The organism is Georgenia sp. SYP-B2076 (assembly GCF_003991205.1).
In the GTDB taxonomy this organism is placed as follows: Bacteria; Actinomycetota; Actinomycetes; order Actinomycetales; family Actinomycetaceae; genus Georgenia.
On sequence record NZ_RXOZ01000011.1, the window covers coordinates 388982 to 402660 of the forward strand.

Sequence of the window (13679 nt, forward strand, 5' to 3'; positions counted from 1 at the left end):
AGGCGTGATCGAGGACGTGTCGGAGCGGCTGCCGGCGGACCGTCACCTGCCGCCGGGGCAGCACCTCGTCGGCCAGGCCCCGGTCATGCACTACGGGCCCGTGCCCAGGCGCCGGCCGGAGCGGTGGCGGTTCACCGTGGGCGGCGCGACGGAGGACGGGGCCGAGCACGACTTCAATCTCGAGCAGCTCCTCGGCCTCCCGCCCGTGACGGTGGTCGCGGACCTGCACTGCGCCACGGGGTGGTCCTCCGTGGACGAGCACTGGTCCGGGGTGTCCGCGCGCGAGGTCGTCGAGCTGGCGCCCCCGCGCGCGGACATCGAGCTCGTCCTGGTCTTCGCCGAGTACGGCTACAGCGCCACCCTCCGGCTGGAGGACCTGGCCTCTCCGCGCTCGGTGCTGGCCACCCACCACGACGGCGCGCCGCTGAGCGACGAGCGCGGCGGCCCCATGCGCCTGATCGTGCCGCACCTGTACTCCTGGAAGGGCCCCAAGTGGGTGCGGGGGTGGAACTACCTGACGGGCGTCGAGCGCGGCTTCTGGGAGGACCGCGGCTACCACCTGCGCGGCGACGCCTGGCGCGAGGAGCGCTACTCCTACCAGGAGTAGGTCACGCCACGCAGGACTCGGTCACACCACGGTCAGGGTCACGACGGTGCCCCGGGGCAGCATCGCGCCGGCCGCCTGGTCCTGCGCCCGCACGGTGCCGAAGAACCCGCCGAGGACCTCGTCGACCTCCACCCGGAAGCCTGCCGCCTCGAGCGCCTGGCGCGCCGGCGCCACCTGTGAGCCGACGACGTCCGGCACCGCGACGAGGTCCGGGCCCCGCGAGACCACCAGCGCGACGGCGTCACCCTTGAATACCTGGGCGGAGCCGACGGCCGGTGCCTGGGCGATGACAGTGCCCTTGGCGACGGTGTCGGAAAACTCCTCGGTGACCGCGCCGGTGCCAAGGCCCGCGGCGCTCAGGGCGGCGACGGCGTCCTCCCGGCTGCGGCCCACCACGTCCGGCAGGTCGACGGGCTGACGGCCCGCCGAGACGACCAGCGCGACAGGGGTGGTATGCGGCACGACCTCACCGGCGGCCGGCGCGGTCGCCAGGACGGTGCCGGCGGGGACGGTATCGTGGAACTCCTCCTTGACGTCGCCCAGGGGCAGGCCGTGGCCGGTCAGGGCCGCCTTGGCCGCGTCCAGGCCGGCGCCGGCGACGTCCGGGACGTCGAGCATGAGGATGCCCAGCGACACGGAGACCGCCACCTCGTCGCCCTTGCGCACCTGGGTCCCCGCCGCGGGGTCGACGGCGATGACGGCGCCCTCGGGGACCGTGTCGTCGTTGGTGCGCGAGACCTGGGGGACGAGCTCGGCCTCGCGCAGCGCCGCCACGGCGTCGTCCTCGCTCCGGCCGACGAGGGCCGGCACCGCCACGGCGCCGCCCGGGCCGACCTGGAACCACCAGAGCGTCCCCGCGCCGGCGACGACGGCGAGGACGAGCAGGGCGACCAGCGCACGCGGCCACCACCGCCGCCCGGGCGCCGCCGGGGCGGCCGCGGTCAGGTCGCGCTGGATCGCGCCGATCGGCAGCGCGACGGTGCCGTGGCGCACCTCGGTGGCCCGGGTGGCGTCCGCGTCCGCCGGCGAGGCGGCGCCCGGCCCGGCCCCCTGCTCGGTGCCGGACTCGGCGACGGGCGGGGCGACGTCGGCCCGGCGCGCCAGCGTGGCGGCGTCCAGGGCGGCGACGGTGCGACGCAGGAGGGCGCGCGCCGCGCCGGCGTCCCAGGGCCGCTCATCGGGGTCGCGCGCGGCGAGCGCGGCCACGAGCTCGTCGACCTCCACGGGGAGCCAGGGGACACGCACCGACGGCGCCGGCACGGAGGAGTTCACGTGCAGGAAGGCGACCTGGATCGGGGCCTCGCCGACGAAGGGCTGGGAGCCGGTGATGAGCTCGTAGAGGAGCACCCCGACCGCGTACACGTCCGAGCGGGGGTCGGCCCGGCCGTCGGTGACGATCTCCGGGGCGAGGTAGGCGACGGTGCCGAGCACGGTGCCGGTGGTCGCGGCGGTCGTCTCGGAGACGGCGCGGGCGAGGCCGAAGTCGGCGAGCTTGGGCCGCCCGCCTGGCGCGATGAGGACGTTCTCGGGCTTGATGTCGCGGTGGACGACGCCGGCGCGGTGCGCCGACGCCAGGGCATCGAGGACGCGGTCGACGATGTCGAGCGCCTCGCCCAGCGGCAGCGAGCCGCGCTCGCGCAGGAGCGTGCGCAGGTTCGGCCCGTCGACGAGCTCCATGGTCAGGTAGCTCGCCTCGCCGGCGATGCCCTGGTCGTGCACCGCGACGATGCCGGGGTGGCTCAGCCGGGCGGCCGCGCGCGCCTCCCGGCGGAAGCGGGCGACGAAGTCGGCGCTCTCGGCCAGGTGGGGGTGCATGACCTTGACGGCCACGGTGCGCTCGAGCCGGCGGTCGACGGCGCGGTAGACGGTGGCCATCCCGCCCCGCGCGATCCGCGCGGTCACCTCGTACCGGTCGTCGACCATGCGGCCGATCATCGGGTCGAGGGCAGTGGTCTCCACGTGCGCGAGCCTATCCGCCGGGCGGGCGTCGGCCCGGGCGCCGTGCCGTGTCGTTGGTAACAGCGGCCGCGCCCCGGCGCGGTCAGAAGCGGGTCATGTGCGCCTTGACGGAGGCGACGTAGCGCTTGGTGTCGTCGAACATGCCGTTGCGCTTCACCGAGCCGGCGCCCTGGTAGTAGCTCGCGATGGCGGTCTCCAGGTCCGGGCTGGTGCGCACGAGCTGGCGGATGATCGCCACGCCGGCGACGACGTTGTCGGCCGGGTCGAGCAGGTTGAGCTTGCGCCCGACGAGGTCGGAGGCCCACTCGCCGGACGTCGGGATGACCTGCATGGTGCCGAGGGCGTTGGCGGGGGAGACCGAGGCGTGGTTGAAGCCGGACTCCTGGTAGGCGTGCGCCTGCGCCAGCGCCGGGTCCACCCCCATCTGCTTGGCCACCCGTGCCACCGTGGACTGCATCTCCGAGCGTGACGGCACGCCGTTGGCGAGGAGGGTGGCCTTGTTGGCGTTGGCGGCCGCGACGGTGGCCTCCGGGTACGTGCGGCCCAGGAAGGTGTTCGGCACCAGCGGCGTCGTGGTCGGGACGGTCACGACCCCGCCGGCGTCGCCGGGGACCTTCAGCGACTGGCCGACGTAGATCAGGCCGGAGTCGTCGAGCTTGTTCGCCTTGATGACGGCCGCGACCGTGGTGCCCCAGGACTTCGCCAGACCGGTGACGGTGTCGCCCGCCCGGACCTGGTACTTCTCCGCCGTCACGGCTGCCGGCGCGGCGATGGGGGCTACCGGGGTGAGGGCGGCCGGGGCGGCGCCCGCACCGCCGACGGCCAGCTTCTGGCCGACGTAGATCATCGCCGACGGGCCGAGGTTGTTGGCCTTGGCGATCGCGGCCACCGTCGTGCCGTACTTCTTGGCGAGGGCAGAGACGGTGTCGCCCGGGGCGACCTTGTGGGTGGCGGCCGTGGCGGCAGGCGCCGCCGGGGCTACCGTGTTCGAGAGCGGCCGCGCGGACCCCGAGCCGATCGTGAGGGCCTGGCCCACGCGGATCCGGTCGGCCGAGGGCAGGCCGTTCGCCGTGACGATCGCCGCGACGGTCGTCCCGTACGCCTTGGCCAGGCCCGAGAGGGTCTCGCCGGCGGCCACCGTGTGCACGCCGGACGCGGCGGGCGCGCTGACGGATGCCGCGGCGGTCGCGGGGGACGGCACCTTGAGCATCTGCCCGACACGGATGAGCGCGTTCGCGCCGAGCCCGTTGGCCTGGGTGATCGCGCTGACGGAGGAGCCGGTGCGCGCCGCGATGTGCGAGACCGTGTCACCGGCCTGCACCCGGTACGTCATGGTGGGCGCGGCGGCGGGCACCGGCACCGTGGCGAGCGCTGCGAGCGCGCCGGTGCGGCCGTGCACGCTCGTCGCGGGCGAGCCGGGAGCCGCCTGGGCCTGCGCGGCCGGCACGGCCACGCTCACCGCCGTCGTCGCCGCGAGGGCGAGGCCGACGCCGGCGCGTCCGGCGTGCGTGCGCACGACGGTCCGGGAACGCTGATCAGCCTTCGACATCGATCCTCCATGGAGAGTTCGGGCGCTACACGATCGGCACGGCTCCGCCCGGGCCGCCCGTTCCGTCGGCCGCGACTGGTGGTGCCAAAGTGCCTGGTGGTGACAGTGGTGTTGCTGTGACCAGTGTGACAGTAGCGACTGACCCCCACTCCCGCCAACCCCCTGTCCTGGGGCGGGCGCTACTGTGGACGCCGTGTCGTCAGCCTATGAGGAACCGTCCGGGTGGTACTCCGTCCCCGAGGTGGCGGAAATGTTCGGTCTGCGCCAGCGCGAGGTCCGCTCGCTGCTGCGCGAGAAGCGGCTCCTCGCGGTCCCGCACGGGCCCAACGGCGCCGCGTCGGTGGCCGCCGAGCTTGTCGTCGGCCCGGGGGAGCCGGACGGGCCCGGACCGCTGCCCGCGCTCCGCGGCACGCTGATCCTGCTCGGGGACGCCCGCTACGACGACCACGAGGCGTTCAAGTGGTTGTTCACCGTCGACGACGAGCTCGGGTCGACGCCGATCCGCGCCCTGCGCGAGGGTCGGACCCACGCCGTGCGGCGGATCGCCCAGACGCTGGCCTTCTGAGCGCTCCCGCGGGAGCTCAGGCGCTCCGGCGCGTCAGCGCACCGGCGAGGTCGTTCAGCAGCGCGACCGACTCGGGTGCGACCGGGGCGCCCGCCAGCGCGCGCAGCCCGGCGTCGCGGCGCTGCGCGATGAGGTCCTCGTGGGCGGCGAGGGCGCCGGTGGCCCGCATGATGTGCTGTACCTGGGTGACTTCGTCGGCGGTGAGGTCGGGGCGTCCGACCTGGCCGCGGAGGACCGCGCGGTCCTCGGCCCCGGCCCGGGACATCGTCATCGCCAGCAGCACCGTGCGCTTGCCCTCGCGCAGGTCGTCCCCGGCGGGCTTGCCCGTGACCGCCGGGTCGCCGAAGACGCCCAGCTCGTCGTCGCGCAGCTGGAAGGCCTCGCCCAGCGGCAGGCCGATCGCGCTGAGGTGCCCGAGAAGATCCGCCTGGGCGCCGGCCAGCGCGGCGCCCAGGAGCAGCGGGTGCTCGACCGAGTACCGGGCCGACTTGTGGCGGACCACCTGCAGGGCGCGGTCCACCGCTCCGGCCTCGTCGTCCTGCCACGGCATGTCCTGGGACCGGATGTCGAGGTACTGCCCCAGCGCGACCTCCGCCGTCATGACGTCGTAGATCTCGCGCGCGCGCCGGCCCGCGGCGCCGTCCACCCGGTCGCGGGCGCGCTCGAGCTCCATGGCCGAGACCGCGAGCAGGAGGTCCCCGAGCACGATCGCCGCGGCCTGCCCGTAGTCATCGGAGCTGCCCAGCCAGCCACGCCCGGCGTGCTCCGTGGCGAACCGCCGGTGCGCCGCCGGGAGCCCGCGCCTGGTCAGCGAGCCGTCGATGACGTCGTCGTGCACGAGGGCGGTGCCCTGGAAGAGCTCGAGCGCGGAGCCGGCCAGCACCACCGCCTCCACGTCGGCCCCCGCGGGGGCGCCCGCGGCGACCCACCCCGCCGCGCACAGCTGCGCCCGGAGCCGCTTGCCGCCGCCGAGCAGCTCCCGGGCCGGGCCGAGGAAGTCCGCCAGCGGGGCGCCCACGTGCCCGAACGTCGCGGTGTGGTCATCCAGGGCCTGGACCACACGGTCGGAGACCCGGTCACGGACGGAGGCGAGGGAGGAGTAAGGCATGAGGCCGAGCCTAGAGGGCGCGCGTCGGTCGCGGCCGCGTGCGCCCTCCACACCCCGGCGCGGCCCGCGCAGTCCACAGGCCGCGAGCGGCCACGGGACCCGCGGGCGTGCGATGGCGCCATGACGACGCAACGAGTGCTCCGCGCCCACGAGCCGCGCGACCTGATCTCCCTCGTCCCCTACCGCCTCGGGTTCCGCCCCGCCGCCTCGGTCGTGCTGATGGGCATGACCATGAACGAGGCCCGCGGCACCTCCGAGGTCGGCCTGGTGGCCCGTGCGGACCTCGCCGGTCTCGCGCACGACGAGCACGGCCCGGACCTCGCGGCGGACCTCGCCGGCCACCTCCTGGACAGCGGCGCGGACGGTGTCTTCGTCGTCATCTACACGTCCGCGCCCCACGGGGCGCCCGGGCGCGAGGGGCTGGAGCGGGTGCGGCAGGTCCTCGACGCCGCGCTCGCCTGGATGCCGCCGGTCGAGCCGTGGGTCGTCGGCCCCGACGGCTGGGGCCACCTGAGCTGCGCCTGCTGCCCGCCGGGCGGGCGGGCGCTGGACGAGCTCCTCGGCACCGAGATCGGGGCCACCCTGGTCCTCGAGGGCGTCGGGCCCGCACCGAGCCGCGAGCGGCTCGGCACGTCGCGCGTGCCCCGCGGGCCCGCCCGCTCGGCGGCCCGGCGGGCAGCGCGGGCCGAACGCGCCCGCCACCGGGACGTGGCCGCCGCCTGCGGGGGCGCCCCGCTGGTGCGGGGCGCGGCGTTCGGGGTGCCCGGCGCCGCCGCGCTGCGGGACCAGGGCCCGCTGGACCGGTGGCGCGAGGAGGGGGCCCGCCTGTGGGACCGCTCGGTCCGGCGCCCCGAGGACGATCCGGCTCCGCCGTCCGACCTCGGCCGCCTGCTCGTCTTCATGGCCGACCGCTTCCTGCGCGACGCGATCATCGCGGCGGTCCTCGCCGGCGTCGGGAGGAGCCCCGCCTCGTACCTCAGCGACGCCGCCATCGGGGCTGCGCACGACGCCGGACGCCCGCCACGCCACGACGTCTTCGAGCCGGCCATGGCGCTGGCCACGGCCGTCGCGGCGCACGCCGCCGACGGGGACGCGGCGCCCGCGCTCGGCCTGCTCGCGTTCCTCGCGTGGTGGGCCGGCGAGAGCGCCCGCGCGGACGTCGTGGCCCGTCAGGCGCTGGACGAGGAGCCCGGTCACCACCTCGCCGAGCTCGTCGTCGTGGCGGTCGAGGGCAGCCTGCCGCCCCCCTGGTACGAGAGGGCCGGGCCACGCTACGGCGGCCGCTGACGCCCTCGGCCGGCCACGCTCTTCGCCACGGGTGCCGCGGCCATCGGGTAACGTCCCGGGAATCAGCGGACACGGGGCAGGTCTGACCCTGGGATGGAGCGTCGCATGTCGATCGTCGTGGGGTACCTCTCCACCAACGAGGGGGAGGCGGCGCTGGCCGCCGCGGTGGCGGAGGCACGCCGGCGGGACACGCGCCTGGTCGTCGTGCTCTCGCGACGCCCGCGCGGCGAGGAGCACGCCGTCCTCGAGGCCGAGGCGGACGCCGTGCGGGACCGGCTCGACGAGGCCGACGTGGCGTACGAGGTGCGCCAGCTGCGCCGCAGCGACGACGTCGCGGAGGATCTCATCTCCACCGCGGACGAGGTCGGCGCGGAGCTCCTCGTGATCGGTCTGCGTCGCCGCTCGCCGGTCGGCAAGCTGATCCTCGGCTCCAACGCCCAGCGCGTCCTGCTGGACGCGTCCTGCCCGGTCCTCGCCGTCAAGCCCGAGATCGCGGCGACGCCGGGCGCCTGACACCGGCGGGCAGCGGGTCCCTCCGCCCCACGACGGCGCCACGAACCGCCGGGACGTCACGGCCCAGGACCCCTGATCGGCGCGCCGGCGGGGTGGTAGCGTGCAACCGTCGCCGCGCCCCTGCGAGGGCCGACGGCCGCGAGAACTGCATACCGGGCCGTCACGAGTCGACGCGGGAGAGCCGTCCGCCACGTCCCCATCACTGATGGCGGCGTCGGGCGCACCGAAGGAGCAACCCCCCGGCAATCTCTCAGGTACCTGTACCGCACCGACCAGGCCAATCTGGAAAGCAGGCTGCGCCGCACCACGCGCACCCTCACCCACGGTGCAAGTCCCGCGTCCGCCGGGTCGAAGCTCTCAGGTGCCATGACAGACGGGGAGCACCCGAGCGCTCGATGCGTACCGGCCCGACGACCCGACGGAGCTCCCCGCATGATCACGACCGATGCACCCCTGAGGACCCCGCTCCACGGCGAGCACGTCGACCGCGGTGCGGCCATGACGACCTTCGCCGGCTGGGCCATGCCGCTGCGCTACACCTCCGACCTGGCCGAGCACGCCGCCGTGCGCGAGCGCGCCGGCCTGTTCGACCTCTCCCACATGGCCCAGGTGGAGGTCAGCGGCCCGGGCGCGGCGGCCGCCCTGGACCGCTCCCTCGTCTCCCGCAGCTCGACGCTGGCCACCGGGCGCGCGCGCTACACGATGATGACCGCCGAGGACGGCGGAGTCATCGACGACCTGATCGTCTACCGGCTCGCCGAGACCGAGTTCCTCGTCATCGCCAACGCCGCCAACCGCACGGTCGTCCTCGACGAGCTGACCGTGCGTTCGCACCTCGCCGACGCCACCGAGCAGGTGCACGTGGCCGACCGCACCGAGCACCGGGCGCTGATCGCCCTGCAGGGCCCCGTCGCCGCCGGCGTGCTCTCCGCCCTGACCGACGCCGACCTGGGCGCCCTGCGCTACTACGCCTCCGTCACCGCCGAGGTGGCCGGCATCCCCGTGCTCCTCGCGCGCACCGGCTACACCGGTGAGGTGGGCTTCGAGCTGAGCGTGCCCGCAGAGTCCGCGGTCCCGCTCTGGCGCGCGGTGCTCGCCGCCGGCGCCAGTTCCGGCGTCGTCGCCTGCGGCCTGGCGTGCCGCGACACACTCCGTCTCGAGGCGGGCATGCCCCTGTACGGGCACGAGCTCACCCGGAGGACGACCCCCTTCGAGGCCGGCCTGGGGCGCGTCGTCGACCTGGACGAGGCCCACGACTTCATCGGTCGCGCCGCACTGGCGGCGCGCCGCGACCACCCCTCGGGCCAGGCGCTCGTGGGGCTGGCCGGCGAGGGCCGGCGCGCCGCCCGCGCCGGCTCCACCCTCCACGACGGCGACGGCCAGGTCGGCACCATCACCTCAGGCGTCCTCTCGCCCACCCTCGGCCACCCCATCGCGATGGCCCTCGTGGAGCAGCCTCGCGCCGGGGTCGGCACGGTCCTCGACGTCGACGTGCGCGGCAGGCGCCAGCCCATGACCGTCGTCGAGCTGCCCTTCTACCGCCGCCCCCGCTGAAGACCCCCGCCGTCGTCCGCCCGTCCCGCCCAGCACTCCGCCCGTCCCGCCCAGCACTCCGCCCGTCCCGCCCAGCACCAGGAGCAACCGTGAGCTACCCGACCGACCGCCGCTACACCACCGACCACGAGTGGATCGCCGTCGACGGCGACGTCGCCCGGGTGGGCATCACCAGCTACGCTGCGCAGGCCCTCGGCGACGTCGTCTACCTTGACCTGCCCGCGGTGGGCACCGCCCTCGCCGCCGGCACGAGCTGCGGCGAGATCGAGTCCACCAAGTCCGTCTCGGAGCTCATGGCACCCGCCGACGGCGAGGTCCTGGCCGTCAACGACGCGGCGGTCGACGCCCCGGAGACCGTCAACGGCGACCCCCACGGCGACGGCTGGCTCTTCTCGATGCGGGTGGCCTCGTTGCCCGAGGACCTCCTCGACGCGGAGGCCTACGCCGCCCTGACCGAGGGGCAGGACGCGTGAGGGGCTTCGCGTCCCGGCACATCGGCACCGACGGCGCCGCCCAGGCGCGGATGCTGGACCGGATCGGGGTGGGCTCGCTGGACGAGCTCCTCGCCTCGGCCGTCCCGGACCCCATCCACGACGCGGGGGCCACGACTGGCCTGCCCGAGCCGGCGAGCGAGCACGAGGTCCTCGGCCGGCTCCGCGCGATCGCGGCGAAGAACACCGTGCGCACCTCGATGATCGGCCAGGGCTACTACGACACCCTGACACCGCCCGTGATCCAGCGGAACGTGCTCGAGAACCCGTCCTGGTACACCGCCTACACGCCGTACCAGCCGGAGATCTCCCAGGGGCGCCTCGAGGCGCTGCTGAACTTCCAGACCATGGTCATCGACCTGACCGGCCTGGGCGTGGCCGGCGCCTCCATGCTCGACGAGGGCACCGCCGCCGCCGAGGCGATGCTGCTGGCCCGGCGGGCGACGAAGGGCGCGGGCCACCGCTTCGTCGTCGACGCGGACACGTATCTCCAGACCCGGGCCGTGCTGGCCACCCGGGCGCTGCCGGTGGGCATCGAGCTCGTCGTCGCGGACCTGACCGACGGCCTGGCGGGCGTCGACCTCGACGACGTCTTCGGCGTGCTCGTCCAGCTCCCCGGCGCCTCGGGCCGGGTCCCGACCCGCGCGGTCCTGGGCTCGATCACGGCCGCCGCGCACGACGCCGGCGCGCTCGTCGTCGTCGCGGCGGACCTGCTCGCCAGCGCGCTCATCGTCTCCCCGGGGGAGCTCGGCGCCGACGTCGCCGTGGGCACCACCCAGCGTTTCGGCGTCCCCATGGGCTTCGGCGGCCCGCACGCCGGCTACCTGGCCGTGCACAAGGGCCTCGAGCGTCAGCTCCCCGGCCGGCTCGTGGGCGTGTCCAGGGACGCGGACGGCCAGCCGGCGCTGCGCCTGGCCCTGCAGACCCGCGAGCAGCACATCCGCCGCGAGAAGGCCACGTCGAACATCTGCACCGCCCAGGTGCTGCTGGCCGTCATGGCCTCGATGTACGCCGTCTACCACGGCCCGGACGGCATCCGGGAGATCGCCGCCGAGGTCCACGGCCACGCCGCCGCGCTGGCCGCCGCGCTGCGGGCCGGCGGGGTCGAGCTCAGCCACGAGCACTTCTTCGACACCCTCGAGATGGTCGTCCCGGGCCGGGCGGAGGCGGTGCGCGCCGCGGCGGCGGAGCGGGGCATCACGGTGTGGGCCGAGGGCACGGACCGCGTGCGCGTGTCCACCGACGAGGCCACGACGACGGCGGTCGTCGCCGAGCTGGCCGGCGCGGTGCTCGGCGCGCTGGCCCTGGGAGCGCCGTCGCCGGCCGCGGCGCCGTCGCCGGCCGCGGCCGGGGAGCTCGCCGCCCTGCCCGCGGACATGGTGCGCACCAGCGCGTACCTGACCCACCCGGTGTTCTCCTCCCACCGCACCGAGACGGCGATGATGCGGTACCTGCGCCGGCTCGCGGACAAGGACTACGCCCTCGACCGCGGCATGATCCCGCTGGGCTCCTGCACGATGAAGCTCAACTCCGCGGCCGAGATGGCCGCCATCACCTGGCCCGAGTTCGCCCGCATCCACCCCTTCGCCCCCGCCGGGGACGTGGCCGGCTACCTCGAGCTCATCCACCAGCTCGAGGGCTGGCTGGCCGCCGCGACGGGCTACGACGCCGTGAGCCTGCAGCCGAACGCCGGCTCGCAGGGCGAGCTGTCCGGGCTGCTGGCCATCAAGGGCTACCACGCCAGCCGGGGCGAGCACGAGCGCGACGTGTGCCTCATCCCCGCCTCCGCGCACGGCACCAACGCCGCGTCCGCCGTCCTGGCGGGTCTGCGCGTCGTCGTCGTCGCCACGGACGAGAACGGCAACGTGGACCTGGCGGACCTGCGCGGCAAGGTGGCGGAGCACGCCGCGGACCTCGCCTGCATCATGATCACCTACCCCTCCACTCACGGCGTGTACGAGGAGCAGGTCCGCGAGGTCTGCGAGGCGGTCCACGCCGCCGGCGGGCAGGTCTACATCGACGGCGCGAACCTCAACGCCCTCGTGGGTCACGCCCGCCCGGGCATGTTCGGCGGAGACGTCTCGCACCTGAACCTGCACAAGACCTTCTGCATCCCGCACGGCGGCGGCGGCCCGGGGGTGGGCCCCGTCGCCGCCCGCGCGCACCTCGCCCCGTTCCTGCCGGGCCACCCGCTGGCGCAGGACGGCGACCGCCACGCCGGCGCCGTCTCCTCGGCCCCCTACGGCTCGCCGTCGATCCTGCCGATCAGCTGGGCCTACGTCGCCCTCATGGGCGGCGCGGGGCTGCGCGCGGCGACCGGTGCGGCCGTGCTCGCCGCGAACTACGTCGCGGCCCGGCTGGAGGAGTTCTTCCCCGTGCTCTACCGCGGGGCGAGCGGGCACGTCGCCCACGAGTGCATCCTCGACCTGCGCCCGCTCCGCGCCACGACCGGGATCACGGTCGACGACGTCGCCAAGCGGCTCGTCGACTACGGATTCCACGCGCCGACGATGAGCTTCCCCGTGGCCGGCACCCTCATGGTGGAGCCGACGGAGAGCGAGGACCTCGGCGAGATCGAGCGCTTCTGCGAGGCCATGGTCGCGATCGCCGCCGAGGCCGAGCGGGTCCGGGCGGGTGACTGGCCGGCCGACGACAACCCGTTGGTGGCCGCCCCCCACACCGCGCAGATGCTCGTGGGGGAGTGGGACCACCCCTACACCCGCGCCGAGGCGGTCTACCCGGTGCCCGGCTCCGTCGACGGGAAGTACTGGCCGCCGGTCCGGCGCATCGACGGGGCGTACGGCGACCGGCACCTCGTGTGCTCGTGCCAGCCGGTCGACGCGTACGAGACCGTCTCCTAGCGGGCCCTCTCGCGGGGGCCGGGTCCGGGGGGCCGGTCCCTGCGGGGGCGAGTGTGGACCTCGGCCACCCCGGGCCGGGCGACACCCGCACCGGGTGACGTGCGCTTCCTGCGTCCGGGCATAATCGGCGACACGCGCGCGTTAGGGCCTGTAGTCGCGCACACCGGTGCGCGGCCACGCGGCCCCGTCGCCCGCCCCTGTGGCGGAAGAGACGTGACCTCGTCCCAGCCTCGGGGCGCCCGTTCGGAGGCCCTCAGGCTATAATTGTATTGCCGCGACGTGCTGCTCGCCGGTTCCGCAACCAGCCCGCGCTGCGAACGGTTGCGCACACGCTGCCCGCACGTCGACCCTGCACCCCCGCCGAAAGGTTCTCTGTGTCGTCCACCGCTGCCCTCAAGTCTGACCGCACCACCCGGACCTCCTCGACGTCCGCTGCCGCGCCGGACGCTGCCGAGGTCGTCACGGAGGAGACCACGGCTTCCGCCGCCGCCCCCGAAAAGGCGCCCGCCAAGAAGGCCGCCGCGAAGGCGCCCGCCAAGAAGGCCGCCGCGAAGACCACCTCGCGGGCGAAGAAGCCGGCGCTGAAGGCGGTGCCCGACGCCGCGCCGGACGCCGCCGACGAGGAGCCCACCACGTCGGGCAGCTTCGTCGTCAACGACGCGGACGACGACGACGCGCCCGTCCAGCAGGTCGTCACCGCGGGTGCGACCGCGGACCCGGTCAAGGACTACCTCAAGCAGATCGGCAAGGTCGCGCTGCTGAACGCGGAGCAGGAGGTCGAGCTCGCCAAGCGCATCGAGGTCGGCCTGTTCGTGGAGGAGCGGCTCGCCAAGGACGAGAACATCCCCCCGAAGCTGCGCCGCGAGCTCCAGTGGCTGGCGAACGACGGGCACCTGGCCAAGAACCACCTCCTCGAGGCCAACCTGCGCCTGGTCGTCTCCCTCGCCAAGCGCTACACCGGGCGCGGCATGCTGTTCCTGGACCTGATCCAGGAGGGCAACCTCGGCCTGATCCGCGCGGTGGAGAAGTTCGACTACACCAAGGGCTTCAAGTTCTCCACGTACGCGACCTGGTGGATCCGCCAGGCCATCACCCGCGCCATGGCGGACCAGGCCCGGACCATCCGCATCCCGGTGCACATGGTCGAGGTCATCAACAAGCTCTCCCGCGTGCAGCGCCAGATGC

At 75.0% G+C, this 13679-nt stretch carries 11 protein-coding genes and 1 riboswitch; of the genes, 8 read left to right on the forward strand and 3 right to left on the reverse strand.

Annotation, left to right across the window (positions count from 1 at the left end; all coding sequences use genetic code 11):
• Positions 1 to 4: 4 nt before the first annotated feature.
• Entirely contained in the window at positions 5 to 607 is a 603-nt protein-coding gene (locus EJK16_RS06610; RefSeq protein WP_240645817.1) for a molybdopterin-dependent oxidoreductase, read from the forward strand.
• A 21-nt stretch (positions 608 to 628) separates the two neighbouring features.
• Here the strand turns inward: EJK16_RS06610 and pknB are convergent, their stop codons facing one another.
• Positions 629 to 2566 (reverse strand): Stk1 family PASTA domain-containing Ser/Thr kinase, encoded by a 1938-nt coding sequence (gene pknB / locus EJK16_RS06615; protein ID WP_240645818.1) that lies wholly within the window; start codon positions 2564 to 2566, stop codon positions 629 to 631.
• 82 nt (positions 2567 to 2648) lie between these two features.
• Positions 2649 to 4115, reverse strand: a complete 1467-nt coding sequence (locus tag EJK16_RS06620) for a lytic transglycosylase domain-containing protein (RefSeq protein WP_240645819.1) — start codon at positions 4113 to 4115, stop codon at positions 2649 to 2651.
• A 193-nt stretch (positions 4116 to 4308) separates the two neighbouring features.
• Here EJK16_RS06620 and EJK16_RS06625 point away from each other — a divergent pair, with 193 nt between their 5' ends.
• On the forward strand, positions 4309 to 4680 hold the full coding sequence (locus EJK16_RS06625) for an Rv2175c family DNA-binding protein (protein ID WP_240645820.1): 372 nt from the start codon (positions 4309 to 4311) through the stop codon (positions 4678 to 4680).
• Between the two features lie 16 nt (positions 4681 to 4696).
• On the opposite strand, the gene EJK16_RS06630 is transcribed toward EJK16_RS06625, so the two are convergent.
• On the reverse strand, positions 4697 to 5788 hold the full coding sequence (locus EJK16_RS06630; protein ID WP_127127535.1) for a polyprenyl synthetase family protein: 1092 nt from the start codon (positions 5786 to 5788) through the stop codon (positions 4697 to 4699).
• Between the two features lie 120 nt (positions 5789 to 5908).
• Between EJK16_RS06630 and EJK16_RS06635 the strand changes: the two genes are divergently transcribed.
• The 6 genes from EJK16_RS06635 to EJK16_RS20060 form a co-directional block, all read left to right on the forward strand.
• Positions 5909 to 7075 (forward strand): DUF4192 domain-containing protein, encoded by a 1167-nt coding sequence (locus EJK16_RS06635; protein WP_127127537.1) that lies wholly within the window; start codon positions 5909 to 5911, stop codon positions 7073 to 7075.
• 105 nt (positions 7076 to 7180) lie between these two features.
• Positions 7181 to 7588, forward strand: coding sequence for a universal stress protein (locus tag EJK16_RS06640; RefSeq protein ID WP_127127539.1), 408 nt, complete (start codon positions 7181 to 7183; stop codon positions 7586 to 7588).
• A gap of 163 nt (positions 7589 to 7751) precedes the next feature.
• Positions 7752 to 7864: riboswitch (glycine riboswitch) on the forward strand.
• 156 nt (positions 7865 to 8020) lie between these two features.
• Positions 8021 to 9142: a glycine cleavage system aminomethyltransferase GcvT gene (gene gcvT, locus EJK16_RS06645; protein WP_127127540.1), complete on the forward strand. Its 1122-nt coding sequence runs from the start codon at positions 8021 to 8023 to the stop codon at positions 9140 to 9142.
• A gap of 89 nt (positions 9143 to 9231) precedes the next feature.
• Entirely contained in the window at positions 9232 to 9615 is a 384-nt protein-coding gene (gene gcvH / locus EJK16_RS06650) for a glycine cleavage system protein GcvH (RefSeq protein ID WP_127127542.1), read from the forward strand.
• Positions 9612 to 12494, forward strand: a complete 2883-nt coding sequence (gcvP, locus tag EJK16_RS06655) for an aminomethyl-transferring glycine dehydrogenase (protein WP_127127544.1) — start codon at positions 9612 to 9614, stop codon at positions 12492 to 12494. The genes gcvH and gcvP overlap by 4 nt, the downstream gene beginning before the upstream one ends.
• A 311-nt stretch (positions 12495 to 12805) precedes the next feature.
• Positions 12806 to 13679 (forward strand): sigma-70 family RNA polymerase sigma factor (locus EJK16_RS20060; RefSeq protein ID WP_370275985.1); only part of this gene is annotated, 874 nt, incomplete at its 3' end.